General features: G+C 41.7%; 35 protein-coding genes. 17 read left to right on the forward strand and 18 right to left on the reverse strand.

All coding sequences use genetic code 11. The annotated features are described in order from the left end of the window. Positions 1–55 precede the first annotated feature (55 nt). A complete protein-coding gene (locus tag AC6CHU_RS17905) occupies positions 56–1,123 on the reverse strand; it encodes an NAD(P)/FAD-dependent oxidoreductase (protein WP_159867930.1) in 1,068 nt (355 codons plus the stop codon). A 278-nt stretch (positions 1,124–1,401) separates the two neighbouring features. Here AC6CHU_RS17905 and AC6CHU_RS17910 point away from each other — a divergent pair, with 278 nt between their 5' ends. Beyond that, positions 1,402–1,641, forward strand: a complete 240-nt coding sequence (locus AC6CHU_RS17910; protein WP_035331977.1) for a YuzB family protein — start codon at positions 1,402–1,404, stop codon at positions 1,639–1,641. A gap of 108 nt (positions 1,642–1,749) precedes the next feature. On the opposite strand, the gene AC6CHU_RS17915 is transcribed toward AC6CHU_RS17910, so the two are convergent. Beyond that, positions 1,750–2,007, reverse strand: coding sequence for a DUF2225 domain-containing protein (locus AC6CHU_RS17915; protein WP_498122548.1), 258 nt, complete (start codon positions 2,005–2,007; stop codon positions 1,750–1,752). Positions 2,008–2,209: 202 nt separating this feature from the next. Continuing rightward, positions 2,210–2,380: a DUF2225 domain-containing protein gene (locus tag AC6CHU_RS17920; RefSeq protein ID WP_498122549.1), complete on the reverse strand. Its 171-nt coding sequence runs from the start codon at positions 2,378–2,380 to the stop codon at positions 2,210–2,212. 193 nt (positions 2,381–2,573) lie between these two features. Between AC6CHU_RS17920 and AC6CHU_RS17925 the strand changes: the two genes are divergently transcribed. Beyond that, complete coding sequence (locus AC6CHU_RS17925; RefSeq protein ID WP_251284841.1) at positions 2,574–2,936, forward strand: HesB/IscA family protein; 363 nt, start codon at positions 2,574–2,576, stop codon at positions 2,934–2,936. A gap of 45 nt (positions 2,937–2,981) precedes the next feature. Here the strand turns inward: AC6CHU_RS17925 and AC6CHU_RS17930 are convergent, their stop codons facing one another. After that, positions 2,982–3,980 (reverse strand): NAD(P)/FAD-dependent oxidoreductase, encoded by a 999-nt coding sequence (locus AC6CHU_RS17930; protein WP_159867923.1) that lies wholly within the window; start codon positions 3,978–3,980, stop codon positions 2,982–2,984. A gap of 383 nt (positions 3,981–4,363) precedes the next feature. Here AC6CHU_RS17930 and AC6CHU_RS17935 point away from each other — a divergent pair, with 383 nt between their 5' ends. The 5 genes from AC6CHU_RS17935 (at position 4,364) to spsC (ending at position 7,875) form a co-directional block, all read left to right on the forward strand. After that, on the forward strand, positions 4,364–5,581 hold the full coding sequence (locus tag AC6CHU_RS17935; protein WP_498122550.1) for an NAD(P)/FAD-dependent oxidoreductase: 1,218 nt from the start codon (positions 4,364–4,366) through the stop codon (positions 5,579–5,581). Between the two features lie 100 nt (positions 5,582–5,681). After that, positions 5,682–6,173, forward strand: coding sequence for an NUDIX domain-containing protein (locus AC6CHU_RS17940; RefSeq protein ID WP_498122551.1), 492 nt, complete (start codon positions 5,682–5,684; stop codon positions 6,171–6,173). 160 nt (positions 6,174–6,333) lie between these two features. Beyond that, positions 6,334–6,459, forward strand: coding sequence for a YuiA family protein (locus tag AC6CHU_RS17945; RefSeq protein WP_159867914.1), 126 nt, complete (start codon positions 6,334–6,336; stop codon positions 6,457–6,459). Positions 6,460–6,646: 187 nt separating this feature from the next. Next, positions 6,647–6,970, forward strand: a complete 324-nt coding sequence (locus AC6CHU_RS17950; protein WP_159867911.1) for a YuiB family protein — start codon at positions 6,647–6,649, stop codon at positions 6,968–6,970. A gap of 191 nt (positions 6,971–7,161) precedes the next feature. Then, positions 7,162–7,875, forward strand: coding sequence for a stationary phase survival protein SpsC (gene spsC / locus AC6CHU_RS17955; protein WP_251284840.1), 714 nt, complete (start codon positions 7,162–7,164; stop codon positions 7,873–7,875). A gap of 52 nt (positions 7,876–7,927) precedes the next feature. Here spsC and AC6CHU_RS17960 read toward each other — a convergent pair whose 3' ends face one another. The 3 genes from AC6CHU_RS17960 to AC6CHU_RS17970 form a co-directional block, all read right to left on the reverse strand. Continuing rightward, on the reverse strand, positions 7,928–8,710 hold the full coding sequence (locus AC6CHU_RS17960) for a cobalamin-binding protein (RefSeq protein ID WP_159867905.1): 783 nt from the start codon (positions 8,708–8,710) through the stop codon (positions 7,928–7,930). 14 nt (positions 8,711–8,724) lie between these two features. After that, positions 8,725–9,201 carry a divergent PAP2 family protein gene (locus AC6CHU_RS17965; protein ID WP_251284839.1) on the reverse strand — a complete coding sequence of 159 codons (477 nt, stop codon included), beginning with the start codon at positions 9,199–9,201 and terminating at the stop codon, positions 8,725–8,727. Positions 9,202–9,414: 213 nt separating this feature from the next. Then, the gene (locus tag AC6CHU_RS17970; RefSeq protein WP_498122552.1) at positions 9,415–10,080 is read right to left on the reverse strand and encodes a hypothetical protein; all 666 of its coding nucleotides are present in this window, start codon (positions 10,078–10,080) and stop codon (positions 9,415–9,417) included. Between the two features lie 113 nt (positions 10,081–10,193). Here AC6CHU_RS17970 and AC6CHU_RS17975 point away from each other — a divergent pair, with 113 nt between their 5' ends. The 4 genes from AC6CHU_RS17975 to AC6CHU_RS17990 all read left to right on the forward strand — a co-directional run bounded on the left by AC6CHU_RS17975 (position 10,194) and on the right by AC6CHU_RS17990 (position 14,428). Further along, positions 10,194–10,574: a DUF309 domain-containing protein gene (locus AC6CHU_RS17975; RefSeq protein WP_159867899.1), complete on the forward strand. Its 381-nt coding sequence runs from the start codon at positions 10,194–10,196 to the stop codon at positions 10,572–10,574. Between the two features lie 75 nt (positions 10,575–10,649). Next, a complete protein-coding gene (locus tag AC6CHU_RS17980; RefSeq protein ID WP_498122553.1) occupies positions 10,650–12,149 on the forward strand; it encodes a leucyl aminopeptidase in 1,500 nt (499 codons plus the stop codon). Positions 12,150–12,422: 273 nt separating this feature from the next. Further along, positions 12,423–13,733, forward strand: coding sequence for a Na+/H+ antiporter family protein (locus tag AC6CHU_RS17985; RefSeq protein WP_159867893.1), 1,311 nt, complete (start codon positions 12,423–12,425; stop codon positions 13,731–13,733). A 98-nt stretch (positions 13,734–13,831) separates the two neighbouring features. Beyond that, a complete protein-coding gene (locus tag AC6CHU_RS17990; protein ID WP_498122554.1) occupies positions 13,832–14,428 on the forward strand; it encodes a sulfite oxidase-like oxidoreductase in 597 nt (198 codons plus the stop codon). 34 nt (positions 14,429–14,462) lie between these two features. Here the strand turns inward: AC6CHU_RS17990 and AC6CHU_RS17995 are convergent, their stop codons facing one another. From AC6CHU_RS17995 to AC6CHU_RS18015, 5 genes are all read right to left on the reverse strand, one after another. Further along, a complete protein-coding gene (locus AC6CHU_RS17995) occupies positions 14,463–14,987 on the reverse strand; it encodes a MerR family transcriptional regulator (RefSeq protein ID WP_159867887.1) in 525 nt (174 codons plus the stop codon). Between the two features lie 116 nt (positions 14,988–15,103). Beyond that, positions 15,104–15,616 carry a phosphatase PAP2 family protein gene (locus AC6CHU_RS18000; RefSeq protein WP_159867884.1) on the reverse strand — a complete coding sequence of 171 codons (513 nt, stop codon included), beginning with the start codon at positions 15,614–15,616 and terminating at the stop codon, positions 15,104–15,106. A gap of 302 nt (positions 15,617–15,918) precedes the next feature. After that, positions 15,919–16,947: an alpha/beta fold hydrolase gene (locus AC6CHU_RS18005; RefSeq protein WP_251284838.1), complete on the reverse strand. Its 1,029-nt coding sequence runs from the start codon at positions 16,945–16,947 to the stop codon at positions 15,919–15,921. Further along, entirely contained in the window at positions 16,948–17,304 is a 357-nt protein-coding gene (locus AC6CHU_RS18010) for a hypothetical protein (protein ID WP_251284837.1), read from the reverse strand. Positions 17,305–17,341: 37 nt separating this feature from the next. Next, positions 17,342–18,115 carry an SDR family oxidoreductase gene (locus tag AC6CHU_RS18015; protein ID WP_498122555.1) on the reverse strand — a complete coding sequence of 258 codons (774 nt, stop codon included), beginning with the start codon at positions 18,113–18,115 and terminating at the stop codon, positions 17,342–17,344. Between the two features lie 176 nt (positions 18,116–18,291). Here AC6CHU_RS18015 and AC6CHU_RS18020 point away from each other — a divergent pair, with 176 nt between their 5' ends. Continuing rightward, a complete protein-coding gene (locus AC6CHU_RS18020; RefSeq protein WP_159867872.1) occupies positions 18,292–18,534 on the forward strand; it encodes a hypothetical protein in 243 nt (80 codons plus the stop codon). 118 nt (positions 18,535–18,652) lie between these two features. Here AC6CHU_RS18020 and AC6CHU_RS18025 read toward each other — a convergent pair whose 3' ends face one another. Beyond that, positions 18,653–20,062, reverse strand: coding sequence for an alanine/glycine:cation symporter family protein (locus tag AC6CHU_RS18025; RefSeq protein ID WP_159867869.1), 1,410 nt, complete (start codon positions 20,060–20,062; stop codon positions 18,653–18,655). A 247-nt stretch (positions 20,063–20,309) separates the two neighbouring features. Here AC6CHU_RS18025 and AC6CHU_RS18030 point away from each other — a divergent pair, with 247 nt between their 5' ends. From AC6CHU_RS18030 to AC6CHU_RS18040, 3 genes are all read left to right on the forward strand, one after another. Further along, entirely contained in the window at positions 20,310–21,590 is a 1,281-nt protein-coding gene (locus tag AC6CHU_RS18030; RefSeq protein WP_236566271.1) for a PucR family transcriptional regulator, read from the forward strand. 117 nt (positions 21,591–21,707) lie between these two features. Next, positions 21,708–22,838 (forward strand): alanine dehydrogenase, encoded by a 1,131-nt coding sequence (gene ald / locus AC6CHU_RS18035; RefSeq protein WP_159867866.1) that lies wholly within the window; start codon positions 21,708–21,710, stop codon positions 22,836–22,838. A gap of 155 nt (positions 22,839–22,993) precedes the next feature. Continuing rightward, complete coding sequence (locus AC6CHU_RS18040) at positions 22,994–23,248, forward strand: hypothetical protein (protein ID WP_159867863.1); 255 nt, start codon at positions 22,994–22,996, stop codon at positions 23,246–23,248. Positions 23,249–23,285: 37 nt separating this feature from the next. Here AC6CHU_RS18040 and AC6CHU_RS18045 read toward each other — a convergent pair whose 3' ends face one another. Then, entirely contained in the window at positions 23,286–23,702 is a 417-nt protein-coding gene (locus AC6CHU_RS18045; protein ID WP_159867860.1) for a YuzC family spore coat inner layer protein, read from the reverse strand. Positions 23,703–23,926: 224 nt separating this feature from the next. Between AC6CHU_RS18045 and AC6CHU_RS18050 the strand changes: the two genes are divergently transcribed. Further along, positions 23,927–24,550 (forward strand): DedA family protein, encoded by a 624-nt coding sequence (locus tag AC6CHU_RS18050; RefSeq protein WP_159867857.1) that lies wholly within the window; start codon positions 23,927–23,929, stop codon positions 24,548–24,550. A gap of 58 nt (positions 24,551–24,608) precedes the next feature. On the opposite strand, the gene AC6CHU_RS18055 is transcribed toward AC6CHU_RS18050, so the two are convergent. Beyond that, positions 24,609–24,791 (reverse strand): asparagine synthase, encoded by a 183-nt coding sequence (locus tag AC6CHU_RS18055; RefSeq protein ID WP_159867854.1) that lies wholly within the window; start codon positions 24,789–24,791, stop codon positions 24,609–24,611. Between the two features lie 107 nt (positions 24,792–24,898). Between AC6CHU_RS18055 and AC6CHU_RS18060 the strand changes: the two genes are divergently transcribed. Further along, the gene (locus tag AC6CHU_RS18060; RefSeq protein WP_159867852.1) at positions 24,899–25,282 is read left to right on the forward strand and encodes a hotdog fold thioesterase; all 384 of its coding nucleotides are present in this window, start codon (positions 24,899–24,901) and stop codon (positions 25,280–25,282) included. Positions 25,283–25,329: 47 nt separating this feature from the next. Here AC6CHU_RS18060 and mnhG read toward each other — a convergent pair whose 3' ends face one another. Genes mnhG through AC6CHU_RS18075 form a run of 3 tightly spaced genes read right to left on the reverse strand, consistent with a single transcriptional unit; the run spans position 25,330 to position 26,442 of the window. Then, complete coding sequence (gene mnhG / locus AC6CHU_RS18065) at positions 25,330–25,698, reverse strand: monovalent cation/H(+) antiporter subunit G (protein ID WP_159867849.1); 369 nt, start codon at positions 25,696–25,698, stop codon at positions 25,330–25,332. Further along, the gene (locus tag AC6CHU_RS18070; RefSeq protein WP_159867846.1) at positions 25,682–25,966 is read right to left on the reverse strand and encodes a Na(+)/H(+) antiporter subunit F1; all 285 of its coding nucleotides are present in this window, start codon (positions 25,964–25,966) and stop codon (positions 25,682–25,684) included. Before AC6CHU_RS18070 ends, mnhG begins: the two co-directional genes overlap by 17 nt. Further along, positions 25,966–26,442: a Na+/H+ antiporter subunit E gene (locus tag AC6CHU_RS18075; protein ID WP_159867843.1), complete on the reverse strand. Its 477-nt coding sequence runs from the start codon at positions 26,440–26,442 to the stop codon at positions 25,966–25,968. Before AC6CHU_RS18075 ends, AC6CHU_RS18070 begins: the two co-directional genes overlap by 1 nt.

The following is a 26,442-nucleotide window of genomic DNA, read 5'->3' on the forward strand; positions in this document are numbered from 1 at the left end:
CTATCCAGTGCGTGCCTCCCAAGATGCAAAAGATCGGTAAGGCAAGGCCGCTTTCTTATCCATTATGGTATTTATACATCCAAAGTATTCCGGACTTCAGCAGGCGGGCCACTCGGCCTGTGATAGGGCGTTCTGCCACCAGTCCGAAACCGTGCTTTTTGCCCAGTGATCCAAGAATTCCTTTAAGCTTGATAACTGGCAATGTTTCAGGAAGCTCTTCGCCTTTCCAGCGTTTCAACAGGATTTGAACAATTTGCTCTGCCTGCCCTTCTGCAAGCTGGGCACTTGGTGCATGAGGAAGGCTCGCACAATCCCCTACCACATATACATGTTCATTTCCGGGAATATTATGATGTTTTGTTAAAACTACGCGTCCCTGCGGATCTTTTTCAACATTCATATCACGAACCACTTTGTTCGGCTGGATGCCGGCGGTCCATACGATGGCATCACATTGGATGGCTTCATCATGATTATAAAGGGTCTTTTCTTCTACTTTAGTAATATTGGATTGGTTGATAATTTCTACATTATGTTCTAAGAACCAGCTTTCTACATAGGTGCTTAATCTTTCGGAGAAGGCAGATAGTATATGCTTCCCTCTATCGAATAATTTGATTTTCAAATCCGGACGGCTTTCATTTAATTCAGAAGCCAGTTCCACTCCGCTTAATCCTGCACCGACAATTCCAACAACAGAGCCGGGTGATAGATTATTTAAAGCTTCATATGTTCTGCGGGATTTTTCAATAGTCTGGATGCTATATGTGTGAATGTCAGCTCCCGGAACGTTATGGTACTTATCTTCACATCCAAGCCCAATGATAATATCGTCATATGAAACAGGCTCTTCACCCTGAAGATAAACCTTGTTTTCCTCAATGCTGATCTTTGTTATTTCACCGTATTTAATGGTCAATCTTTCATGTTCAGGGAAGGATACACGCACATGCTGGTCAGAAATGGTACCGGCAGCAAGAGCGTAATATTCAGTCTTTAAACAATGATAAGGCACACGATCTATTAATGTAATAGAGACATCATCGGGAAGCTGGTTGGGCAAAAGTCGGGCAAGTGCCCTCATGCCGCCATAGCCTCCGCCAAGTATCACAAGATTTTTCATAGTATATTTCCCCTTTATGTCCGTACTGATTGCTGTTGCCGAATCTAAATAAATGTTTTTAATTATCTTGAAAAAACAAATAAATGATATTATTAACCTCAAACCCATAAAAAGTATAACGAAATTGCGGCAAAATCACAACACAAATCAGCAGAGAACTTGACAATAAACGACATGTAGTGGTAATTATGCATACTTATAAAAGAAATTAGCGGAATCACTTTCTTGCAGAATTCGGGTAAAAAAGGTAGCATTAACAGGGTAGAGAGGTGAAAGATGTGATTAAGCCAATCATCGAATTTTGCATCAGCAATTTGGCCAGCGGCTCTCAAAAAGCGCTCGAACAGCTGGAAAAGGATTATGATCTGGATGTCATCGAATATGGCTGTCTAGGGTATTGCGGCAAATGTGCAAGCACTCTATTTGCACTTGTGAACGGAGAAGTGGTAACTGGAGAAACACCAGATGAACTGGTTGAAAATATATATCAATACCTGGATGAAAATCCGATGTTTTAATATAGAAAAGGAGCGAGTAAATTTCGCTCCTTTTCTTATTCCTTAGTTAGCGGCAGGTTTTTGTTCATGCCTCATTTCATACCAGCGCTCTCTTGCCATTTCAATGATTTATGGCTCAGTGGAGCGGCTTTGCTGTTCAATTCCTTTTGAAAAATATTTAAGAGCCTGTTCAGACTGACGTGTCCTTCGGGAAAGCTCCCCAATCAGATAATAAATCCTCGTTTCAGAAATAGATGATCCCCTAAAATCATCTGACATTAAAGACTCAAAATATTTCTTTAGAGCCAGTTTCAAAAAGCGCTGTTCCTGATCATTATTCTGCATAATCCGGAAATGCCAGGCGAGTCTGACATGTAACCCAGCCATTATAATATGCTTCTCCCTTTTTAAAGTTCCTCAATATGTAGCCAGTTTATAGGGGCTTACTGCAGCATGAATGGATCTATCCTGGCAAAAATCCTGAGGATTCCAGGATTTTACAATTTGGAGAATGAATTATTCCAGGGATTCCGGCGGGAAATAAGGAGAAAAATCTTCAGATTCTGAGTATCCGCAATGCAGGCATGTATTAATATGATATAAAAAGAGGGTTCATGCTTGCATCAGCATAATTAGGACAGAAATCACTGTCAAAATCAGCTGCTTTTACAAATCTGGAGCGGAGTTTTTTAGTGGTGAAACTCTGTTTGCAGATACTGCATTTGCAGTTGTTGTCATAAGTAGGCTTTAATTGCTGCATAGAATGCCATCTCCGGGGATGTTTAATGAGACTATTGTGCCGTTATTGTCTTGGGTATTCGGGTATAAAGCTCTATTATTAGAATGTGTCACAGAAAAATTAGAAAATGTAAAAGCCGCTTAAGTTGAGCACATGCACTTTACTGTATATACTATGTTTATAGAAGTATCCTTATATGACAGGAGGGAATAACATGGAAAAAGTGGTGGATATAACAGAAGCAGCAGCTTTGCATATAAAAGAAATGATGAAGCAAAATGAGGAAGAAGAAGCGTTCTTGCGTGTAGCCGTTAAAGGAGGCGGGTGCAGCGGGCTTTCCTATGGAATGGGGTTTGCGCACGAAGTCGAGGAAGGGGATATCCAGTCAGAACACTATGGAATTCAGGTTCTTGTCAGCAAGGAAGACGCACCTATCTTGAATGGCACAAAAATTGATTATAAACAATCCATGATGGGCGGCGGATTCACAATCGACAATCCCAATGCCATAGCAAACTGCGGCTGCGGATCTTCTTTCCGCACAGCTGCAAATACAGGTACACCGGAAGAGTGTTAAATAACATAAAAAGGACGGTCCCAAATGGGCCGTCCTTTTTATGTTTTATTTCCCAAACAAAGAAGAACTGTGCATTGGCTGCACTTTCGCTTTTGGATCAATGTAGGATTTTGCGTGATTGACGGCAGTTGGCGCTTCACCGAAACCACAGGCAATAAGCTTAACCTTCCCGTCGTATGTGCAGATATCGCCGGCCGCATAAATGCCTTCGATATTTGTTTCCATTCTGGAGTTAACCACGATGGAGTTCTTTTCGATATCAAGACCCCATTCCTTAATTGGGCCAAGGGAGGAAACGAATCCGTAGTTAACGATGACAGCATCAACATCAAAAACTTCTTTCTCCTTTGAAGCCACACCTTCAAGTACGACTTGGCTAATTCCTTCACTGTCACCAATAAGCTCAGCAGGAATATAAGGTGTTTTAATTTCAACTTTAGAGTTCTGCAGATTTTCTACACTGTGCTCATGCGCACGGAATTTATCTCGGCGATGAATAATCGTGACTTTCTCAGCGATAGGCTCAAGCATTAATGCCCAGTCCACAGCAGAGTCCCCTCCGCCGAACACAACTACTTTTTTGCCGGCAAATTGATTTAAATCATCAATAAAGTAATGAAGGTTCTTGCCTTCGTACTGCACGGCGCTATCAAGTTCAAGACGGCGAGGCTGGAACGCGCCATTGCCGGCAGTGATAATAATGGTTTTTGAATAATGCACTTCTTTATTGGTTGTAAGCTTGAATGTTCCATCAGCCTGCTTTTCAAGTTTTTCAACAGATTGCTCAAGTGATACAGTGGGCTCGAATTTAGCCATTTGTTCCTTAAGATTATCAATCAATTCTTGGGCGCGGACTTTCGGGAATCCGGCAACATCGTATATGTATTTTTCAGGATAAAGAGCAGATAACTGTCCCCCAAGCTGAGGCAAGCTTTCAATAATTTTTACTGATGCTTGTCTCATGCCCCCGTAAAAAGCAGTGAATAAACCAGTTGGCCCCCCGCCAATGATGGTTATGTCATACACTTTTTGATCTTCTTTCATGCAATATCCCCCCACGTATGTATTAAAAATTCCATTCTTTATTTTAACATATATCGTTTGAAACCTCACGAATAGAGGTAAATATTATGAATAATCGGAAGACTTCAAGAGGACACATGAAATAGAAACACGAATATTTTTTAAATTTTTCCTAAAATTTTTAAGTTTTTCGTCTATTTTTTTAGGGTTGAAAAAGTATATGAAGTAGCATAAGATTAATGGAGGAATAATGTTAATATTTTATGACAATTTTTTTGTGTTTTTTTGAATTAGTTCGTGAATAAAATCACAAAGTTTTTTTATGTTTTTTGCTATAAAAAATATAAAGCAGAGGAAGATAAGAAAACATTAGAAAATACTTAAAAAAGGTGGAAGTGATACACTTGAGAAAGCCAAAGATTGTAATCCTCGGTGGGGGCTACGGCGGTTTGATGGTTGCAACCCGTCTGCAGAAATCTGTAGGAACAAACGAAGCGGAAATCGTTTTAGTGAACAAGAATGACTACCATTATGAAACAACATGGCTGCACGAGGCATCTGCCGGAACACTTCATCATGATCGTGTACGCTATGATATAAAAGATGTTATTGACCGCAACAAAGTTGAATTCGTTCAGGGCACTGCTCTTGAAATTAAAGCTGAAGAAAAGAAAGTCATTTTGGAAAACGGCGAAATTGAGTATGATTATCTGGTTGTTGCTCTTGGTGCCGAACCGGAAACATTCGGTATTAAAGGACTTAAGGAACATGCATTTTCAATTGTCAATGTAAATGCTGCCCGTCAGATCCGCGAGCATATCGAATATCAATTTGCCACTTATAATACAGAAGCCGAGAAGAAAGACGAGCGCCTGACAATTGTTGTCGGCGGTGCAGGCTTCACTGGCATTGAATTCCTTGGTGAATTGGCTAACCGTGTACCTGAGCTTTGCAAAGAATATGATGTGGATTATCATAAAGTGAAAATCATTTGCGTGGAAGCAGCTCCAATGGTTCTTCCAGGCTTTGATCCTGAGCTTGTTAATTACGCTGTATCCCACTTGGAGAAAAAAGGCGTTCAATTTATGATCGGAACGGCTATTAAAGAAGCTACTCCTGAAGGAATCATCGTTGGCAAGGGTGAAGATGAAGTAGAAGAAATCAAAGCTGCAACAGTTGTCTGGGCTGCAGGTGTACGCGGAAATTCTATTATTGAAAATTCCGGCATCGAAGCAATGCGCGGCCGTGTAAAAGTTCAGCCTGACTTGCGCGCTCCTGGCCATGATAATATGTTTATCATCGGAGACTGCTCATTAATTATCAATGAAGAAATCAACCGTCCATACCCTCCTACTGCCCAAATTGCTATGCAGCAGGGTGAAGTATGTGCAAGAAACATTACTGCTTTAATCCGCAATAAAACTGACCTTGAAACGTTTACACCGGATATTAAAGGTACTGTTTGTTCTCTTGGTGAACACGATGCAATCGGTGTGGCATTTGGAAAGAAAATGGTTGGAACTAAAGCTTCATTCATGAAGAAGATGATCGATAACCGTGCTCTTTACATGGTTGGCGGACCTTCTCTTGTATTGAAAAAAGGTAAATTCAACGTTCTTTAATCAGTCAGCAATTATTTATATAAGGGGACGGACTCTAAAGTCTGTCCCTTTTTTTAATGGGGATTTTTCGTGATAGAATTATGTAAAAGGGGGGATTTGAATGGGAGTCGAACATAAAAGGGGAAAAGTGTGGCTTGCGGTTTCCGGGCTCGTAATTTCTCCTGAAGGCAACTGGCTTGTAGTTAAAAAGAAATATGGTGGCCTTAAAGGTAAATGGTCTCTGCCGGCTGGGTTTGTAGAACCGGGCGAAACTGCTGATGAAGCTGCAGTCCGGGAGGTAGAAGAGGAAACGGGAATAAAATGTACAGTGAAAGGCATGCTTGGGCTGCGCACAGGTGTTATAAAAGGGGAAGTCAGTGATAATATGATCTTGTTTTTGCTTGAAGCTGAGCCTGAACAATCATTAAAGGTTCAGGAAAGTGAGCTTTTCGATGTACAGTTTCGAAAACCCAAAGAGCTTGCAGATGACCCGAATGCATCAGTTATTCTAAAATACATATTGGATTCTTCGGATTCGTCTATAAAAACATTAATTGACGGAATTAATCCCGGGGATACTTTCGGTTACACTGCATATAAATTATTTTTATAATTTTCTGAAATTTAGAGATAGAGCGAGAAAACAGAAGTATATATTGCTTGTATGCGTTTCCAATGATAGTTTTTCATGAAATACGGAGCTTTTCATTTATTCAGATCCTTGATATATTATCAGAAAATTCAGTTACAAAAATCAAAAGGAGATGAATGAAATGACAGCTAAGAAATATGAAAACAAAGAGTGTATGTATTGTTCAGGCAAAGGGTATTTTCAACTACTATTAGGCGGATCTGAAACCTGCAGCTGCTGCGGCGGAACAGGCAAGAAAAAGGAATAAACTTTAAAACTTCGCGAGATGCGAAGTTTTTCTTTTTAAAGCAAGTCTATAAATTGTGAAGTTAGATAATTGTTTAGCTCCAGCGCCTGCCTCCTCGAGGACAAGGCGCTAACTGCTTTTCTTGTTGACTCCCCAATCCACATTAAAGTACACTAATTATTGATGTGCTAAGGGAGGAAACAAGTTCATGCAGATGACGATTTTCGTTTTGCCTATTTCCATGCTTCTGTTTTTTGTGCTTTTTTTTGGGATAGGTTTTATTTTAAATATGCTCTTAAGAATGTCTTGGATTATGGCTATTATTTATCCGGTTATTGCCATCTTTATCATCGATAAAGTTCGTTTCATTGAGTATTTTCAAAAACCGGGGGAATCATTTTCCAGTCTTGGTATTGAATTGTCGAGCCTCGCTCTGGCTGACATACTTATACTCAGCAGCGGAATGGCAGGCGCCATTGTTGCCGGAATTACGATTAAACTGCTCCGTAAAAAAGGATATCGGATGTTTTAAATGGGTGATGAAATCTCTGCTGGATGCAGGGATTTTTTATTTTTTTGATTAGTGTGGTCAAATTGGCCAAGCCTATGGCATTACTGGCTTTATTCCTTCTGAAAACGGCTGCTGGAAGGACGTCTCTTCCATAAGTTATGAATATTTCCCCTGAATAAGGGAAATGACTAACTTTGGGAGGAGTGTAAAAGATGAACAAATTTACAAAATGGATGAAACGTACAGTAATGTCTGCCTTATTTATAGGTGCATTATTGACAACTTTCCATTCGATTTCCGGAGTGGAAGCAAGATCAATTGTTCAGCTGCAGCAAAATGCTGAACAATCTGCTGAAGATGGAAATTCAAAATTTGAACATACATTAAAATCGGTTGGCGTAGCATTTAAGGTTTTGAAGCAGGCCGTGAGCCTGGAAACGAAGATTTCTGCGAGTGAAGCTGTGGCAATTGAACAGACTCCGACATTGGAGGATTCAATTGACTGGTCGCAATATCAAAAAAGACAAGTAATTGCTACCGGATATACCGCTTTTTATGAGTCGACAGGCAAAAATCCAGATCATCCGTCCTTTGGCATTACATACTCAGGTGTTAAAGTAAAGAGAGATTTATATTCTACAGTCGCAGCAGATTTAAATGTTTTTCCAATTGGAACAATCCTGTTTATTCCTGATTATGGGTACGGTGTTGTGGCAGATAAAGGCGGTGCCATTAAGGGGAATAAATTAGATCTCTATTATGAAACTGTTGATGATGTTTATAATAATTGGGGAAAGAGAACGCTCGATGTTTATATCGTTGAAATGGGCGACGGTACCCTGACGGAAGAAGATTTAAGGTTACTGAATGAAAATGAAGCCATGCAGGTCTTCAGACAGCAATATATTAAATCCGAGAAAAAATAACCAGTAGATACAGGCAAATCCGATGTATGAGCGGATTTGCCTTTTTGTATTATCAAATAGAAAATGTCTGGCGATGAATCTTTTCTGCTAATTTTACAGCCCCTTCAATCAGCCGCGGCGAAGGCCTGCAATACAGTTCTTCTTCCAGAACCAGGATTTTGTTCTGTTTTACTGCTTCCATTTCACTCCAGCCTGGGCGTTTCAAGACAATTTCCGGATTTACCTTTTCTCTTCTGACACCTACCCAGGCGAGACAAATATAATCCGGCTGCCGATTCAGGACATCCTCCCAATCAGTCTGTACACTGGCAAGTTCTACATCAGCAAATAAATTCCGTCCCCCGGCTATCTCACTGATTTCCGTCAGCCAATTGACCTTGCCTGGTGTAAATACAGGTTTTGGCCACCATTCCCAATATAGGCTTGGTTTTTTCTCAATCCTGCTAGAGATGGCCTTCAGCTCCTCTATTTTCTCGGTAAACTGTTTAGCGGCCAAAATTCCTCTCTCAGGCCTCCCGATTTTTTCAGCTGTAAAAACCAGGTCATTTGCAATATCTGTGAGACTTTGGGGATTTAAGACAATATGGGGAATTTGCCTTTTTTTAAGCTCTGTTACATTCTTTTCCATGCCGGGTACGCTTAGGGAAGCAAGCACAAGGTCCGGTTTCAATTCCTCCACTTTATCCATATTAATAGACAAGTCAGGACCCAGCCTGGGCAATTTGAAAATTTGCTCCGGCCAATCAGAATAATCGTCCACACCCGCTAACATATCAGTCAATCCCAAGTATTCCACCAATTCCGTATTGCTTGGGCATAAGGAAAGGATTTTCATTCATATCACAACCTTTAGGAAAATAAATAATGAAGCCCCAAAGTTAATAGGATTCCCGTCAGACCGCCAAAAAGGACTTCTATCGGTTTATGGCCCAGCAGCTCCTTCAATTCTTTCTGTTTTTCCTGGCCAGCTTTTTTCTGCCATGTCTTTGCTTCTTCAACAAATTTATTGAAGTCGGCAACAAGCTGGTTTAATACTATCGCCTGTTCCCCTGCTTGACGCCGCACCCCGGTAGCATCAAACATCGTTATAATGGCAAAAACGGCAGAAACAGCAAAAACAGCGGAATCCATACCGGTTTCAAGTGCCACCCCGGTTGAAAGGGCAGTTACTGCAGCGGAATGTGAACTGGGCATTCCGCCTGTACTTGTTAAAAGGGACCAATCCACTCTTCGGGTGGCAATAAATTGAATGGGCACTTTTACAAATTGGGCAAAGAAGATGGCTGCCAAAGCAGACCATAGAGGGAAATTTGTCATTAATTCCATGTGAGACCACCTTTGAGTTGTATGATACTCTGCATTTGCTTTTTTTTGCTTTCATAGTGCGAAGTAGAGCTGGTTTTCGGACACAACCCATCCCAATTCAGCATCCTGTGTACAAAATCTATCTGGCCTTGTACTTAGCACAATAAGAGCTGCGTAAAGTTATACTAACTAATATTCTCCAATAGATTGATCCTTCCTGCAAGAGGAGCTGTTTTAAGTTTCTGTTAAATAACGCTTTTTTTGATAATACGCTGTTGCTGTCAGTGAAAGCAACAGAATCCATTCAAAGGCATTCACGGCCGCGGCACTTTCAATGGGAAAATCTATGGCGCTTCCGATAATCATCAAGACGGCCCCTGCAAAAAACCAGACCCACCCCTGCTTGCGCCAAAACACTATAGATGCAGCCAGCAATACAGCGGAAACGATCAGTACCATTATCGGAGGGCCGCTCTGCGCTTCGGCGTTTAAATAGCTTAGAGCCCCATATTCCCATTTCTCTTTCAGTACAAGACTGAAAACTTCGGTAATAAGCTCCAGAACAATTAATCCGGCAGTAAGCAGGGATGCAGCCCATTTTAGTTTGCCTGTTTTTGCCCAATCAATATCAGCTTGTTTTAAAGTATGCCAGGAATATAGAACAAGAAGAGGCGTAAATAGAGCGTGAATCCAGAATCGGGCATAATTCAGTAGCTTAAGAGTGCTTCCCGCCCCGATTAAATGCCCAGCAGCAAGAATCCCATTATCGTAAATCAAACCGAGAATTACAGGCAGCAGGAAGGCAGCACTAACAGGTCCGCTGTTCTTTACAGTGAAAATGGCCCAAATAAATAGCAGGATATATCCAGAAGTAAAAGCGGCAAACAATAGAGGATCCATAACCTTCTCCTTTCTGTTTCTATTTTCTTACCCAATTATGAAAGAATATATTTAATACCTTTTCTTTTTGTTAAAATGATCAGTACAAACAAGTCCGAAGATGGAGTGATTTCATGGAAGATTACCCTCTTGAATACTACGAATTCTTTGTCAGTTTCAATGAAGGTGATTACTATACCTGTCATGATCTTCTTGAAGAAATGTGGATGACTGATAAAGGCAATTTGTTTTTTAAAGGCCTGCTCCAGATGAGCGTCAGCATTTATCATTATGAATATGGCAATGTCAAAGGTGCGAGGCTGATGATGCAGGCTGCACATGAATATTTGCAGGCATACCGGCCCAGACATTGGGGACTGGATCTTGAGCATGTGTATGGGTTTATTGAAGAATGCCTCTCCATATTTCCTGAAGATATCGAAAGGCTTCCATTTGAAAAGGTCGGCAGTCTTCCTAAATTGCCTCAGCTGGTATTGTATCTGGAAGATTCATGAAGCACTTAGATAGTCGAAATAATTCAGTATTTTCGATATAATAAAGTGAACAGTAGATTATGTGGGGGTGCCAGTATGTTTTCGGTTAAAAGAGAAATTGACGTTACAGCAGAACAGGAATGCCTGATTGTTGGTGTTTTTGATAAGTCAGCCAGATTTGAAGGAATACTTGCCCGTGCAGATGAACAGTTTCAAGGCCATCTGACAGAGCTTGTGAAGAGCGGCGATATATCCGCCAAGAAAAAGGCCATTGCAAAAATACATACATTTGGAAAAATTGGGGCCAAACGATTGATTACAATAGGTCTTGGGAAAGAAAAAGAATTTAGCTTTGAAGGGTTACGTGAAGCGTTTGGAAAGGCATTCAAGGAAGTGAAATCGTCCAAGCTTCAAAATGCCGGTGTTTGTCTTGATACTTTTATTGGGGGAAATGTAGAAGCACTGGATGCAGCCCATGCCCTAAGCGAGGCTTTTGCCCTTTCCACCTATAAGTTTGAAGATTACAAACAGAAATCAAATGAACCGGAAAAAGAAATTGAGAATATTGCCGTTTATTGCGAAGCGGCAGATGAGGAAGATGTGAAGGCTTCTCTTACGGTTGGATATGCACACGGGAAAGGAACGAATTCAGCCCGAACATTGGTCAATCTGCCAGGCAATATGCTGACTGCCACCGATTTGGCAAATTACTCATCTGAATTGGCGTGGAGATATGGATTTGAAGTGGAAATCCTCGAAAAAGAAGACATGCTTAAGCTTGGCATGGGTGCTCTTTTGGCGGTAAATCAGGGATCGGCAGAGCCTCCTAAGATGATTGTTTTAAAATATCAGGGCAAGGAAGAATGGAAGGATGTTATCGGCCTTGTCGGCAAAGGAATCACGTTCGATACAGGGGGCTATTCCATAAAGCCGAAGGACGGCATTGTGGGCATGAAAACCGATATGGGCGGTGCAGCGGCCGTACTTGGGGCAATGGAAGTCATCGGAGAATTGAAGCCTGAACAGAATGTTGTCGCCGTCATTCCTTCTACAGATAATATGGTGAGCGGAACTGCGTTTAAGCCCGATGATGTCATTACCTCTATGAGCGGAAAAACCATTGAAGTCCTTAACACAGATGCAGAAGGACGTCTGGCACTTGCTGATGCAATAACATATGCGAAGCATCATGGAGCGGATTACCTGGTGGATGTTGCAACCCTGACTGGCGGTGTGATTGTGGCGCTGGGTGAAGAAACAACAGGTGCATTAACGAATAATGAAGAATGGTTTGAACAGGTGCTGGAAGCGTCCTATGAAGCTGGCGAACCTATCTGGCGTCTGCCTCTTTTTGAAAAAGATAAAGAAAGAATCAGAAGCAGCAAAATGGCAGATCTGAACAATTCACCAGGACGTGCGGGTCATGCGATCATGGGCGGAGGGTTTGTCGGTGAATTTGCCGAAGACACACCATGGGTGCATCTCGATATTGCAGGTACAGCCACGACATCAAAAAGCCATGATCTTGGACCAGATGGTGCGACAGGCGTTATGGTTCGTACATTGGCGCTATTGGTTGAAAGGTTTGAAGTGTAATAAAGATGAATTCAAAACTCTGGAGAAATCCGGAGTTTTTTTATGCGGATTTTTATCCATAATTAACATAAGGTGCGGAAATGCAATTTACCGGTAAATTACATGAAATTCTAACCTAACAGCTATCCTGGCCTAAACCCCCATTTCTGAATCTGCCTAAAATCATTGACATAAAAAGGGGAGATATGATAGTTTAATACATGTGTTTTAGTTCTCTACCAATTTAGCAGATTAAAGTAAATGGAAACATACGCATAGAAAGAGGGTTACATCATGAATGCAGTTATACTTGCAGTGTTGATCATGCTTGTTCTAAGCCTTCTGCGCGTCAATGTGGTTCTTGCTCTTGTGGCAGGTGCATTGGCAGGCGGGCTCGCAGGCGGATTAAGTATAGATAAGACAATTGAAGTTTTTTCAAATGGGCTTGGAGGCAGTGCAGAAGTTGCATTGAGTTATGCGCTATTGGGCGGCTTTGCCTTAGCCATTTCCGCAACTGGACTTCCGAATCTATTAGTGGAATGGGTCCTGGACAAGGTCGGGAAAGACGGGGAGCCCAGAGGGAAATCATTATCAAAGGCACTCATTGTTTTTTCTATTTTATTAATGTCCATTTTTTCTCAAAATTTAATTCCTATTCATATCGCGTTTATCCCTATTTTGATTCCTCCATTATTAAAGGTTATGAATGAGCTTCAAATAGACCGGCGTCTGATCGCGTCTGTACTGACATTTGGTTTGACCGCTCCGTATATTTTGCTTCCTGCAGGCTTTGGTCAAATATTTCAGGGAATACTCGCAGAAAATATGGAGAACAGCGGGCTGGCAGTGGAAATGGCTGATATTCCAAAGGCTATGCTTATTCCTGTAGCCGGCATGGCGGCTGGCTTAATAGTTGCATTGTTTGTTTACCGTAAAAAGAGGAATTATCGCCCCTCAGAATTAATTGAAACGGAAAAAGGCAATTACTCAAAAAAGGGCATCATTTTTTCACTCATTGGGATTGCAGCAGCTCTCATAGTCCAGCTGCAGCTTGATTCGATGATCTTCGGAGCCCTGACAGGTATTTTAGTTATTTATATCAGCGGTGCAATTAAATGGAACGAGGCAGATCAGCTTTTAACTGAGGGTATGAAGATGATGGCATTCATTGGATTTGTTATGCTGGCTGCATTCGGATTTGCTGATGTATTAAAAGAAACGGGCGATGTTGAAAGTCTTGTTGAACAGGCTGCAGAAGTAATTGGCAATAATAAATCACTTGCAGCATTGCTAATGCTTCTAGTCGGATTACTGGTTACAATGGGCATTGGTTCCTCATTCTCAACAATCCCGATTATTGCAACCATATTTGTGCCCCTTTCACTGGAGGTCGGCTTTAGCCCAATGGCAACGATTGCTTTAGTTGGAACAGCCGCAGCTCTTGGAGATGCAGGCTCTCCCGCTTCAGACAGTACATTGGGACCGACAGCAGGCTTGAATGCAGATGGACAGCATAATCATATCTGGGATACGTGTGTGCCGACATTTCTGCATTATAATATTCCGCTCATCCTGTTTGGATGGCTGGCGGCAATGATTTTATAATCGAGAGCAGCTTCCAGGATGGGGGCTGCTTTCTCATTGGTATCAGCCTGTAAAGTAGGGTAGGATAAGATAAAGAAAAAGAAACGGAGGTGGTTATTATGTATTTTGGAAAAATCAGAAAACAGATCTCTGGCCGGGTACCGCCAAATCAAAACGTGACCACTGCCTTTCCTGTATTGCATTATGGGAATGTTCCATACTACAAGGATATGAAGGATTGGAATCTGAACATATTTGGAGAAGTGGAAAAGGAATTATCCTTATCGCATGAAGAGGTAATGAACCTGCCTCAGACTCTGTACAAAAATGATATCCACTGTGTGACGGGCTGGTCAAAGCTTGATAATGTCTGGGAAGGAGTCTCTGCCGCAGAGATTGGCAGGCGGGCAGGTGTAAAAGAAACAGCCCGCTTTGTAATTCTTCACGCGGAAGAAGGATGGACCACAAACCTCCCGATTAAGGATTTTTTAAAAAGCACCAGTCTTCTTGCACATACTCATAATGGTGAGCCTCTTACTCCCGAGCATGGATTTCCGCTGCGGGCCGTGATTCCGCATCTGTATTTTTGGAAAAGTGCAAAGTGGATTAGAGGCATTGAGTTCTCTAAAACCGACAAGCCTGGATTTTGGGAGAATAACGGCTATCACAACTATGGAGACCCTTTTCGTGAGCAGAGGTTCAGCTGGGATGATTAGTAAGGATAAAAGCGTAGATACGCTTTTATCCTTACTAAAATCCGAACAGCATAGTGAAAATGTTTCTCTTTTTTAATTTCTTCCTTGGCTTCTCCTGATCAAAAACCAAAAGAGTGTCAGCAGGGATGTCTCGATTTTTAACAGCTGTCCTCGCTTCAAGAACCTCAATTCTTTTCAGCAGACGTGCATTTTCCTTCTGCAATTCCTCTATTTCACTGCGATGCTGCAGCAGCTGGTATGACACCACATCATCTGCTTTTCCGTTCAGCCGCTTCTCAAGCTCACTTATTTTTAAATATATTTTCTCCATTGCTGGTGCGGCAGCTGTTTCTCCATTGACCGTACCCTTTCTCGTCTTTTTTCCATTTACAGTAACGTCCTGCAATATTATCCCCTGATTAAGCTGGTCCTGCACCTGTTTTAGCAGGCTAATGTCTTCTTCTGTAAATAAGTAATGGCCCAATTCATTTCGTTCCGTCCGGAGTTCCAGTTGTTTAACCCATCGCTGAATAGTGCTAGGTGAAACACCTAATAATTTGGCTGCAGCACTCGTATTCATACTGATCCCCTCCCGTTTTTACAAAGAATTCTGCCGGAATAGCATGAAGTCCTTCCAGACTGACAAAACAAGTTTTCTTTCGCCAAAGAAAGTGTGGTTTTTACATTTTTTTTATTCTAATGTTCTGCTTTTGATTTTTCCATTGAACATTTTTCTGTCATCCAGCCTATTGTTGCGCCAATAAGAGCACCGCCGATAACATCAGAAGGGTAGTGGTGGCCAGCCCATATGCGGGAGAAGCCTGTGAGCCCTGAAACCCACAGCAGAATGCGCCCTATAAATCGGTTGCCGTAAAAAATAACGATAGAAGCAGCAAACGACACTACTGTATGCTTGCTTGGAAAACTTGAATCTCTTTTGGCCGGGATCAATAGGCCAACCTTGGTTTTAATAAATGGACGTGGCCTAAAATAACAAATTTTTATTACTTTATTTACAAAGATAGCAATCAGGGAAGCGGCAGCCGCTTTTTTTGCGGATGTTCGGGAAGCTCCCCTGGCCAGCCACATACCTGCCAGAACAAATAAAAATAAATATCTTGCCTTATTTGATATAAGAATCATCAAAAAGTCGATGAATGCCATACGTCCGGATAAACGGCTGATTGCCTTGAAAATCTTCAAGTCCATAGTTAGTCTCCTTCTGCTCTGTCCTTGTGCAGGTGCCCGCTTGAAGCTACCTGTTAGTGCATTTTGTTCATTTGCTTATTATTTGCAGCTTTGCATGAGTTAACACAAATAAAAAAACCATGCAGTAAATGCATGGTCCTAGTACTAAGCAGGAAATAAGTCTCTAAATACAAATGAAGCAAACCCCAAATAAGCACTGATGGTATAGTCATTCATATACATTTTTGGATAACTGCATAAAGTCATCAAGTTACCTCCTCCTTTAAATGTCGAATCCCCTGCAGTGGCAGGGGAATTAACTGTTATAATCGACCTGATCGTCCTGACAGCCATTCATCCAAATAACCAGGAACTTTTCCCTCTGAAGTAAGAGTGGCATGCCCGCCCTGAAGCAGGTGAAAAGTTTTATCAGCGCTTGACACGAGGTCCAAGACCGGAAGAACCTGTTCTTTTGGAACAAGCCGGTCATTATCTGAAGCGACAGCGAGCAAATTAGCTTTAATATTACTGAGGACGGCTTTCTTTTCTCCGATTGTTAATGTACCGTTCACAAGTTTATTGTCTTTTAAAAGGTCCTGATGGATTTGCTTCATTGCAGCCCCGGCAAATGGGATATGGCCATTTGTCCAATGGTTAAATCGCTTCCAGCGGGTTGTATATGCTTCATCGTCGGCCCTTGCCAGCAGCGATAAATACGGAGAGTAATAGAGAGGAGAGGTAAATATGCGCATACCATATTTAATGGCAGATGCGGGAATAAGTCCCCATGCATCAAAAGTGGTATCCAGACTGCCTTCTCCATTTCGGAGCTCATGTGCCCATTTATCAAAAACGGGGATAATGCTGAAATCAACCGGTGCGACAGACAATACTAAGTTTTTAACCGGTTCATCCGCAATGGCTGCATAAATGGCTGCAAAGGTGCCGCCAAGGCAAAAGCCCATGACCGTTATTTCCTCGGCTCCGGCGTGATATAAAGCTCTTTTTATCCCCTTTTGAATGTATTCAGTAATATAATCTTCCATCGTAATGTCTTTATCCTCATAGCCCGGAATTCCGAAATCCAGCAAGTAGACATCATACCCGCTGTTAACCAAAGCTTCGATTAAACTATTCTGCGGTCCCAGATCCAAAATAAAGGGCTGATTGACAAGTGAATACACAAGGAAAATGGGAATACTGTATTTTTTGCTGGAAGGGGCATAGTTCCAGAGCGTTGCCTTATTTTTTTTCCAGACTGCCGTTCTTGGAGTTATATTTATCTCCGGATCGGGCTGAGAAAGAGTATTAAAGAATCCGAGCAGTTTTCTGGAGGGTGTATTCTGTGTCATTTATTTTTCCGCGCTTTCAGCAGGGCTGTCAAGTGCTTTTCTTATTTCCTCAATTGATCTGGCCAAAGCGATGACCTTTTCGTCAATCTGATCCATTTTTTCTTCAGCCTGCACAGTTAGTTTAGCTGCGTTTGCCACGTCAGTCTTGGTAGGGAAATTAAGAGGGACGGATAGTGTCTCAATGGCGTCCCGCAGTTTTTTCATGCTTGCTGCGGTCACCTCAGAACGGGTGACTAAGTTCTTGAAAATATCTTCTTTGTTAATAGAGTTCTGTATAGATTCATTCAGATCTCTTTCCACTTTTGTCCCTAACTTTTTTATTGCCTGCAATATAGCTTCCGTATGGTTAATGGACATAAACTTTCTCCTTTCTATGAAGTTAGCCTTGTGATGCTTAGAGGGATACCGTCATTCCTCCATCTACGACTAATACCTGTCCCGTCATGTAATCAGACGCTTTAGATGATAGAAAGACAGCCGCTCCTTTTAAATCATGTTCATTTCCAAATCTTCCAGCAGGAATCATTTTGTGAATAACTGAACTCGATTTTTCAAGGACCTTTGTAATCTTGGTAGGAAAGAAGCCTGGAGCGATAGCGTTTACTTGAATGCCGGCAGGTGCCAGCTTTACAGCCATATCCTTTGTAAGTGAGATAACTGCACCTTTACTTGTACTGTAGGCCACTGCATCAAGAAAAGCTGAGTGAGTACCCCTCATTCCAGTTACGGAAGAAATATTAATGATTTTGCCGCTTCCCTGTTTCGTCATCACTTTTGCGGCAGCCTGTGAAAATAAAAACAGCCCTTTCAAATTCACATTCATGACTTTGTCCCATTTATCAGCAGGCAGATCGAGAATAGGAGCAACCCAGGATGTGCCGCTATTATTAATGAGGATATCGATTGTTCCAAATGTCTCCAAAGTCTTTTGAATGACTTTTTGAATGTCTTCTTCATTAGTGATGTCACATTCGATAGCCAGAGCTTTAACACCCTTTGCTTCCAGGTTTTTTCTGACATGATCACATGCTTCAAATCTGCGTGAGCAGACAACCACATTTGCTCCTGCTTCCCCAAGTGCATTTGCCATTTGCTCTCCGAGTCCGCGTCCGCCTCCAGTGACAATGGCTGTTTTATTGCCTAAATGAAATAACTCGTTCAATTCCAAAGTTATCCCTCCCTTATTTGATTAATAAGCATTCCTGCATATTTAAAATAGACTTCGATATAGTATAGACAAGTTCACCTCATATGGTGCTAAAATTGTATATTTGCCTTGTCCCAAAAGTGTATAAGTAAGATAAAAACAGATAAGGATGGATAACAAACGGGGGAGGTGGACAGATGGAAAGGGAGCAAATCGAGGAGCTTTTTGAGGAAAGCGGATATGCAGGTTTAAGCAGCAGTCTTGCCTATAAAGTCTGGATGACCGGGGTATGGGATGGAGAGGATAAAGACCGGATAGAAGCATTTTTAGATGCTTATTCTTTTGAAGAAGAAGGAGTAATAACTGGCGATTTTCTATATCATTATCGGATATTTGTCTATATTCACGAGAGAAATGAACTGCCGTTATTTCCGTTATAGGGATGCAGTCTGAACAAAAAAACACAGATCCATAGACCTGTGTTTTTTAACAATATGTCCAGCTCCAGGCGCATCGGCTCGAGGTTATAAGCCAATAAGCGGGCGCCTTTCGTTTTTATCAGCCAGCTTTCTTAAGCTGTCTATTTGCTGCTTTATAGTGATTTTCAAAGAATTCATTAGTATCTTTAACAACCACTTTGCTTAAAAGTATTAATGCAACCAAGTTAGGGATCATCATTAATGCATTTGCCATGTCTGCGAAAGCCCAAACAGTTGTTAAGTTAGCAACCGCACCGATGCCAGTCGCAAAGATGTAAATGGCACGGTATCCCATTATTCCTTTTGTGCCAACAAGGTATTCAAAGCATTTTTCACCATATACATACCAGCCGACAATGGTTGAAAACCCGAAGAAGATAACAGAGAAAGCAACAATGTACTCTCCTGCAACTCCAAGAACATGAGAAAAGGCTGCACTAGTTAGTGCCCCGCCGTCAAGGCTGCCATCATGGGCCACACCTGAGATCAATCCGCCAGTTGTGTCCCAGAAACCAGTCATGATAAGAACCAGACCAGTCATCGTACAAACCACGATTGTAACAATAAATGTACCAGTCATTGCAACAAGTGCCTGTTTTACAGGATGGTCAGTCTTTGCGTTTCCTGCGATAAGCGCTGCGGTACCAAGTCCGGCTTCATTCGAGAAAATACCCCGTGAAACACCATTCTTGATTGCTTCAGATACGACAACTCCGACAAAACCTCCGGTTGCTGCTACCGGGTTGAAGGCATAATAGAAGATTGTCTGGAAACCGGGTATGATTTGATCATAGTTTACAGCCAGTATAAGTAATGCCCCTCCGATATAAAGAACGGCCATAACTGGAACAAAGAATCCTGCAACAGTACTGATGCGCTGAATACCGCCGAAGATAATTAAAGCAGCGAGTACAGCAAGGATAACACCTGTTATCCAATTATTAACTCCAAAAGAAGTATCCATTACAGAGGCTATTGTATTTGATTGAACACTGTTTCCAATGCCCAGTGCTGCAAAAGCGCCAAAGACGGCAAATGCCACTGCAAGCCATTTAAACTTCTTGCCAAGACCACGCTCCACATAATACATCGGTCCGCTGGAATACTCACCATTTGCATTTTTTACACGGTATTTCATTGCCAGTAATGCTTCGGCATATTTGGTTGCCATTCCAAGCAAACCAACAATCCACATCCAGAAGATTGACCCTGGTCCGCCGAGTGTAATCGCAGTGGCAACACCAGCGATATTACCATTACCAATGGTAGCTGCAAGAGCTGTCATAAGAGCCTTGAAGTTACTGACATCTCCTTCAGCATTGGATGAAGCCTGTCCTTCTTTTGTAAAACCTAATTTGAATGCATATATCAGCCTTCTGAATTGAAGGCCTTTCAGCATGAATGTTAAAAGAACACCCGTACCAAAAAGCAAAATTAAGCTCGGTGTGCCCCAGAGCACTCCGTTAATTTTATTAAGCGTTTCTAGCATAAATCATCGCCTCCCAGATGTTAACGCTTTCAAGTTTTGCCATTAAACCTATTAAAATATGATTTTTTTGTGAACATGTCCTATTGTAAAATTATCTGAATATAACTTCAAGTTAAATAAAAAAGTAAAACTATTAGCAATTTTATAAAAGTTTTGTGACAGGCACCCCCCGAATATTGTCGAATGGCATGATGGCCCTGGTAGAGTACAGGGCAGGATTGAGGTATAATATAATAGGATAGAAAAAGTGAAATTTAAAGAAGTTTTACGATTGGGTGATAATAAAATGGAAAAGGATCCGTTTAAGAGGGCATTTAGTGATCTGGAGGAATTAGTAGATAAGATCCGCGATGTCCTGGAATGCCCTGTTACTATAGAAGATGTAAATCATCGCCTGCTGGCATACAGTACACATGATGATCAGACAGATACCGCTCGAATAGCTACAATTATCAGCAGAAAGGTTCCCGAAAAGGTTATTAATCGTTTATGGAAGGATCGTGTGATACCACAGCTGATGCAAAGCGGGGAACCGCTTAGAATTCCTGAAATAAAGGAGATAGGACTGGGAAATCGGGTAGCCATTTCTATACGCAATCATAATGAGGTACTGGGCTACATCTGGGTCGTCGAAGAAGAAGCCGCCTTAACAGAAAGCAAGCTGAATCTGCTGAAACTGGCCGCACAGTCAGCAAGGACGGAAATGCTAAAACTAAATGCGCAAAAGAAAAAAAGAGCTGAGGGCTACCGGGATTTTTTCTGGGAGCTGTTAACCGGCCATTTCCATAGCCATGATGAAATCTCAGACAAATTTGAGGATTTAAGTATAAAACCGCCATCACCGTTTGCTGTGCTGGTCTTTAGGTTTAAAGAAGAAGTGACCTCTAAAATAGAACAAAAGATCATCTACCTGATTACGACAAGCCAAAAGGTTCAGATAACCTTTCATGCCGCGATGGCGAATGAATTTGTCATTCTGGCTGCACCGCCTGAATCTGCTCAAGCTGAAAATCCTTTCATCGAATTCATCCAGTTTTTCATTGATGAAATGAACACGCGATTTAGCATTGATCATATTAGCGGGGCAACAGGAACTGCTTATCAGCACTTTGAAAAAGTGGAAAAAAGCTATCAGGAGGCATTGCAGGTACTGCGCCTTAAAGAGCAATTTCCGGAAGAGATCCATCATGTCTACAGCTACCAGCAGCTTGGCATTTTCCGCTATCTTGATGCCATCCTTGAAAAGAAGCGGCAGGAGCCGTATGAGCACCCTGCTATTGAGAAGATTATTAAATATGATCTTGAGCACCGGACCAATTTGCTCGCTACCCTGGAAGCCTTCATTGATCATGACAGCAATGTGAATGAAACAGCTAAAAACCTGCATATTCATATGAATACACTGAATTACCGATTAAAGAGGATAACTGATATTGGGAAGGTTGACCTGAAGAATACGAATACAAAACTTTCTTTATATCTTGAACTTAAAGTCCGGAGAATGGAAAAGAAGAGCCCTCATTTGTAGATTTCCACAAATGGAGGCTCTTTTATTTTATGAATTCAACAATGACAGCGCTTTACTAAAATTATTATACTGACAATAGTAAATATCATAATTGATAGATTGAAAGGGGAGTTTTCCATGATTATTGGAGTACCTAAAGAAATTAAAAATAATGAAAATCGTGTTGCTGCTACACCAGCAAGCGTTGATGCATTAGTAAAGTCCGGACATAAAGTATTAGTAGAAATCGACGCAGGAATTGGAAGCGGTTTCACTAATGAAGATTATACTGAAGTAGGGGCTGTTATCGTAGATACTGCGGCTGAAGCATGGGCTGCTGAAATGGTTATGAAGGTTAAAGAACCGCTTCCATCTGAGTATGGTTATTTCCGTGAAGGATTGGTTCTTTTCACATACCTTCACCTTGCAGCAGAGCCTGAGCTTGCAAAAGCTTTAACTGAAAAAGGCGTTACAGCTATTGCTTATGAAACAGTTGAAGTTAACCGTACACTGCCTCTTCTTACTCCAATGAGTGAAGTTGCAGGACGCATGTCTGCTCAAATTGGAGCTCAATTCCTGCAGAAGACAAATGGCGGAATGGGTATTCTTCTTGCAGGTGTTCCTGGTGTATCACGCGGAAAAGTTACCATCATTGGCGGCGGTGTAGTTGGAATCAACGCAGCAAAAATGGCAATCGGACTTGGCGCACAAGTTACAATCATCGACTTAAGCCCAGAGCGTCTGCGCCAGCTTGATGATATCTTTGGAAACAGCATCCAGACTTTAATGTCTAATCCATTCAACATTGCACAGGCTGTTAAAGATGCTGACCTGGTAATTGGTGCAGTTCTAATTCCGGGAGCGAAAGCGCCTAAGCTTGTAACAGAAGAAATGATCAAAACAATGAAGCCTGGTTCAGTAGTTGTAGACGTAGCGATTGACCAGGGCGGTATTTTCGAAACAGTTGATCATATTACAACTCATGACAACCCAACATATGATAAGCATGGCGTTGTTCACTATGCTGTTGCGAACATGCCTGGTGCTGTTCCAAGAACATCTACAATTGCTCTTACAAACGTTACAATCAACTATGCTCTGCAAATTGCAAACAAAGGCGTTGTGAAAGCGATTGAAGACAATGCAGCACTTAAGCTTGGTGTGAACGTTGTAAACGGAAGCATCACATACCCAGCGGTTGCTAAAGACCTTGGCTATGATTATGTATCTGTTGAAGATGCATTTGCTAAAGTAAAAGCTGTTAACTAATATACAAAAATCCCCTTGCCCAAAAGGCACAGGGGATTTTTTGTTTCGTGCTGGGAGGTGAGCATGGTGCTTCCGCTTTTCTAGTCGCCCACTCAAAATGGGGACATCTGCATATTAAATAGAGAAGGGATTGAAAATGAAGGAGGTTACCCTGCATGTATTATTATAGAGGCCCATATAGAAACGGGAATGAAAGGTTTTTCTTTTTAGGAGCTCCTTTTGTCGGCGGCTTGATCGGCGGTTTTCTGGGAGGCGGGCTGGGAGCAGCTTTATTTGCACCGCGTCCTTTCTACGGTCCCCCGCCGCCTTTCTATGGACCGCCAGGAGCGCCACCAGGAACGCCATATGCTCCTTATGGCGGTGGCGGATATCCAGGCTATGGCCCATATGGCAACCCTTATTACCGTTAGATAGGTGAGAAGCTCTCTTGATTGAGGGCTTTTTTATTTACATCCATCTCAGCTTTAGTGTTAAATCACAGCATTTCTGGGGATCATCTTTGTCTGATTCGAAATGAAGTCTTAGCCCGTCGGGTGTATAGGAAACAGAAGGAACCCGCGAGATGCCTGTTGATTTCAGAAGGTTTTCGACCGCAGGTTTATTGGACTGCTGAGCTGCTGCCATCAAATCATAAGAATACTTTCTTGACTCTGCCATTTTTACAAGTAATATGCTGGCATCCTTCATGAGGACCTCCATTTTTTTGGCAGAGCTCATGAACATTTGCGGATCAACTGCCGGTAAGGTCCTATAGAAATGCACAGGGTGATAATAAGACTGATAGGCCTGCGGATAATTCCAGCAGCTTTGAAGCTGAGGGTTATATCCGGGCTTCGGGTAGCGAAAATAATAGTAGGGGTACATCCGGTTTTCTGCCCCTTTCGGTTAGTAATAAATGCACGCATTTCCATTATATGAAAACAAAGCTATTCCTATGAAGGAACAAAATTGCCTTCCGCAACAGTTAGGCTTCAACAAGAGAATTTAATAAGGATTGATATTATTATAAAAGGGGTAAAAGAAGGGAATGGAGAATATATTAGTGTGGTAAATAAGTGTGCGTTGCATACATAGATAGGAGGCCCCGGATGGAACTTGAATTGATTTTGGAAATCATTGAAAATAACGGATATTTGGGGCTGTTTCTTTGGCTTTGGGTAGGGGTTTTTATTTTTCCTGTTCCAAATGAATTGATTGTTATGACTGTTGGTCTTTCTTCCTCCTTAAAAACGCTGCACCCTTTGCTTGCATTCATTGTCATATATTTTGGAATTCTGGCGGCACTGACAACCTGTTATACCATCGGGCGTTTGATTGGAAGGCCTTTGCTAAAGTACTTTCATAAAAGCAAAAGGATGTCTAAAACGATTGATTCTTCTTTAAAACTAATGGAAAAGTATCATGCCTTTTCCCTCTCCTTCAGTTATTTTGTTCCGGGTATCCGAAATTTCCTCCCCTTTTTATACGGCTTCAGTAAATTGCCATTTAAAAAATTCACTTTATTTGCATACAGTGGCGCACTGATATGGCTCTCTATAGCCTTCACGATCGGCTATGTATTTGGAGACCATATTGACACCATCATCAAACATGAAAAAGAAATACTGCTTGGCCTGGCAGGCTTTGCAGCGATTTTCCTCATATTTCGTTTTGCCAGAAGAAAACGGGCGAAGAAGCAGAAAAAGCTCCATGATCAGGGGATGGGACTTTAATATAAAAAGGCAGCCGGGTGCTGCCTTTTTATACTTTTAGTAAATCGTCAAATGTTTTCTAATACTGATTGCGGTGCTCTACCAGGTCAATAGCTCCAAGTACAATATGGGCGAGCCCGAAACCAACGATGGTATCTGATAACATATTGTTAGCTCTGCGGTTTTGTTTCATTGCATATCCAGCCGCAGTAACAGCGGTGCCGAGAACAGTTGGAATTAATCCTTCGCGTACACGATTCATGGCGGTCACCTCTTTTTTTATGCTTGTCCTACAGGACATACATAGTTTGTTCTTATATAATGGAGTATAGTATGACAACATTTTACATATGGAGAGGGGATAAGGAAATGGAGTTGAAAGATACCTTAATTGAAACACTTGGAATGGAAATCGTGTCACTTGAAAAGGGACGAGTAGTTGCCACCATGCCTGTTGATGAACGCACCCGCCAGCCGTTTGGCCTCCTGCATGGAGGGGCATCTGTCGCCCTTGCGGAAACTGTTGCAAGCATAGGAGCATTTGAACTTTGCGATAAAGAAACGGAATCTGTTGCAGGGCTTGAGATTAATGCTAACCATGTACGTGCTAAAAAGGATGGAATTGTGACGGCTGTCGCAACAGTGCTGCATCAGGGAAGAACCACAATGGTTTGGGATATTAAAATAATGGATGAGAATGACAAGCTGATATGCACCTCAAGATGTACAATGGCAGTAATTAAAAGAAAATAAACGTACAAAAAACCCACAGGAGTGAAAAGTTTCCCGTGGGTTTCTATTTATTGGCCTTTACCGGCAGATTCTTTTCCATTAGTGTCATTTTTTAGGTCATCCCTGACGCTTTGATCCCATAGCTTGACTCCGGAATTATATGCTGCACGTCCGATTAAATGGCCAGCAATGGGGGAAGTCATGAAGATAAAAATAATCCCCAGTACGACCCTTGAATTAAAGTAGCCATCCTTAAAATAAAAGAAAAGCAATGTTCCTAAAAGAACGCATAAAACACCGAGTGTTGCAGATTTTGAAGCAGCATGGTTTCTCGTATAAACATCAGGCAGCCTGATAACACCGAAAGCTGCAACTAGGCTAAAGAAGGCACCTAACAGAACAAACACGATAATAAAGAAATTAGCGATCTCTGTCATGTTCTATGATAACCCCCTTCTCCAAATATTTAGAGAAGGCCACAGTTCCGATGAAAGCGAGAATTCCAAGCAGAAGGATGACCTCCAAGTAGGCGTTAGTATTTAGCGCAATCGAAGTGAGTGCCACGATAGAAACCAGGTTAATTCCAATTGCATCCAATGCTACAACCCTGTCAGGGGTGGTGGGGCCTTTGATCACTCTGTATATTAAAGCCAGTGTGGCGATTGATATACACAGAATGGCGATCATTACAATGGTCTGGATCATTATCGGCTCACCTCCATAATTGCTTTCTCGAAAGAATTTTTAATGGATTCAATTTCGTCCTGTACTTCACCCATATCCATTGCATGCACGTACAATATTTTATTGTCGTCGGAAACAGAAATGGTTAAGGTTCCCGGGGTCAGGGTAATCAGGTTTGCCAGAACAGTTATTTCCCAATCTTTTTCTAAAACAGTCGGGAACGCGAAAATGCCCGGCTTCATATCAAGCTTTGGTTTAAGAACAACCTTTAATACCGCTATATTTGCTAGAATCAGTTCTTTAATAAAGATCAGCAATAAATTGATTACTGCGATCACACGATGCAGATAAAAGCGGGAGGTAAAGAACCGCCTGAATACAAAAATAATGAGCAGGCCGAAAAGATAACCCTTCAAGAAGGCTACCGGATCGTAGGTTGTTGTTAAGAACATCCACATAAATCCAAGGAACATATTTAATAAAATTTGAAATGCCAT

Source organism: Cytobacillus sp. GQ23, assembly GCF_059758675.1.

Coding starts and splice junctions, on each gene's coding strand:
- AC6CHU_RS17905 (WP_159867930.1), bottom strand. CDS start 1,123: ATGAAAAATCTTGTGATACTTGGCGGAGGCTATGGCGGCATGAGGGCA.
- AC6CHU_RS17915 (WP_498122548.1), bottom strand. CDS start 2,007: ATGGCTGGGTTACATGTCAGACTCGCCTGGCATTTCCGGATTATGCAG.
- AC6CHU_RS17920 (WP_498122549.1), bottom strand. CDS start 2,380: ATGCAGCAATTAAAGCCTACTTATGACAACAACTGCAAATGCAGTATC.
- AC6CHU_RS17925 (WP_251284841.1), top strand. CDS start 2,574: ATGGAAAAAGTGGTGGATATAACAGAAGCAGCAGCTTTGCATATAAAA.
- AC6CHU_RS17930 (WP_159867923.1), bottom strand. CDS start 3,980: ATGAAAGAAGATCAAAAAGTGTATGACATAACCATCATTGGCGGGGGG.
- AC6CHU_RS17940 (WP_498122551.1), top strand. CDS start 5,682: ATGGGAGTCGAACATAAAAGGGGAAAAGTGTGGCTTGCGGTTTCCGGG.
- AC6CHU_RS17945 (WP_159867914.1), top strand. CDS start 6,334: ATGACAGCTAAGAAATATGAAAACAAAGAGTGTATGTATTGTTCAGGC.
- AC6CHU_RS17950 (WP_159867911.1), top strand. CDS start 6,647: ATGCAGATGACGATTTTCGTTTTGCCTATTTCCATGCTTCTGTTTTTT.
- spsC (WP_251284840.1), top strand. CDS start 7,162: ATGAACAAATTTACAAAATGGATGAAACGTACAGTAATGTCTGCCTTA.
- AC6CHU_RS17960 (WP_159867905.1), bottom strand. CDS start 8,710: ATGAAAATCCTTTCCTTATGCCCAAGCAATACGGAATTGGTGGAATAC.
- AC6CHU_RS17965 (WP_251284839.1), bottom strand. CDS start 9,201: ATGGAATTAATGACAAATTTCCCTCTATGGTCTGCTTTGGCAGCCATC.
- AC6CHU_RS17970 (WP_498122552.1), bottom strand. CDS start 10,080: ATGGATCCTCTATTGTTTGCCGCTTTTACTTCTGGATATATCCTGCTA.
- AC6CHU_RS17975 (WP_159867899.1), top strand. CDS start 10,194: ATGGAAGATTACCCTCTTGAATACTACGAATTCTTTGTCAGTTTCAAT.
- AC6CHU_RS17980 (WP_498122553.1), top strand. CDS start 10,650: ATGTTTTCGGTTAAAAGAGAAATTGACGTTACAGCAGAACAGGAATGC.
- AC6CHU_RS17985 (WP_159867893.1), top strand. CDS start 12,423: ATGAATGCAGTTATACTTGCAGTGTTGATCATGCTTGTTCTAAGCCTT.
- AC6CHU_RS17990 (WP_498122554.1), top strand. CDS start 13,832: ATGTATTTTGGAAAAATCAGAAAACAGATCTCTGGCCGGGTACCGCCA.
- AC6CHU_RS17995 (WP_159867887.1), bottom strand. CDS start 14,987: ATGAATACGAGTGCTGCAGCCAAATTATTAGGTGTTTCACCTAGCACT.
- AC6CHU_RS18000 (WP_159867884.1), bottom strand. CDS start 15,616: ATGGACTTGAAGATTTTCAAGGCAATCAGCCGTTTATCCGGACGTATG.
- AC6CHU_RS18005 (WP_251284838.1), bottom strand. CDS start 16,947: ATGACACAGAATACACCCTCCAGAAAACTGCTCGGATTCTTTAATACT.
- AC6CHU_RS18010 (WP_251284837.1), bottom strand. CDS start 17,304: ATGTCCATTAACCATACGGAAGCTATATTGCAGGCAATAAAAAAGTTA.
- AC6CHU_RS18020 (WP_159867872.1), top strand. CDS start 18,292: ATGGAAAGGGAGCAAATCGAGGAGCTTTTTGAGGAAAGCGGATATGCA.
- AC6CHU_RS18025 (WP_159867869.1), bottom strand. CDS start 20,062: ATGCTAGAAACGCTTAATAAAATTAACGGAGTGCTCTGGGGCACACCG.
- ald (WP_159867866.1), top strand. CDS start 21,708: ATGATTATTGGAGTACCTAAAGAAATTAAAAATAATGAAAATCGTGTT.
- AC6CHU_RS18040 (WP_159867863.1), top strand. CDS start 22,994: ATGTATTATTATAGAGGCCCATATAGAAACGGGAATGAAAGGTTTTTC.
- AC6CHU_RS18045 (WP_159867860.1), bottom strand. CDS start 23,702: ATGTACCCCTACTATTATTTTCGCTACCCGAAGCCCGGATATAACCCT.
- AC6CHU_RS18050 (WP_159867857.1), top strand. CDS start 23,927: ATGGAACTTGAATTGATTTTGGAAATCATTGAAAATAACGGATATTTG.
- AC6CHU_RS18055 (WP_159867854.1), bottom strand. CDS start 24,791: ATGAATCGTGTACGCGAAGGATTAATTCCAACTGTTCTCGGCACCGCT.
- AC6CHU_RS18060 (WP_159867852.1), top strand. CDS start 24,899: ATGGAGTTGAAAGATACCTTAATTGAAACACTTGGAATGGAAATCGTG.
- mnhG (WP_159867849.1), bottom strand. CDS start 25,698: ATGACAGAGATCGCTAATTTCTTTATTATCGTGTTTGTTCTGTTAGGT.
- AC6CHU_RS18070 (WP_159867846.1), bottom strand. CDS start 25,966: ATGATCCAGACCATTGTAATGATCGCCATTCTGTGTATATCAATCGCC.
- AC6CHU_RS18075 (WP_159867843.1), bottom strand. CDS start 26,442: ATGGCATTTCAAATTTTATTAAATATGTTCCTTGGATTTATGTGGATG.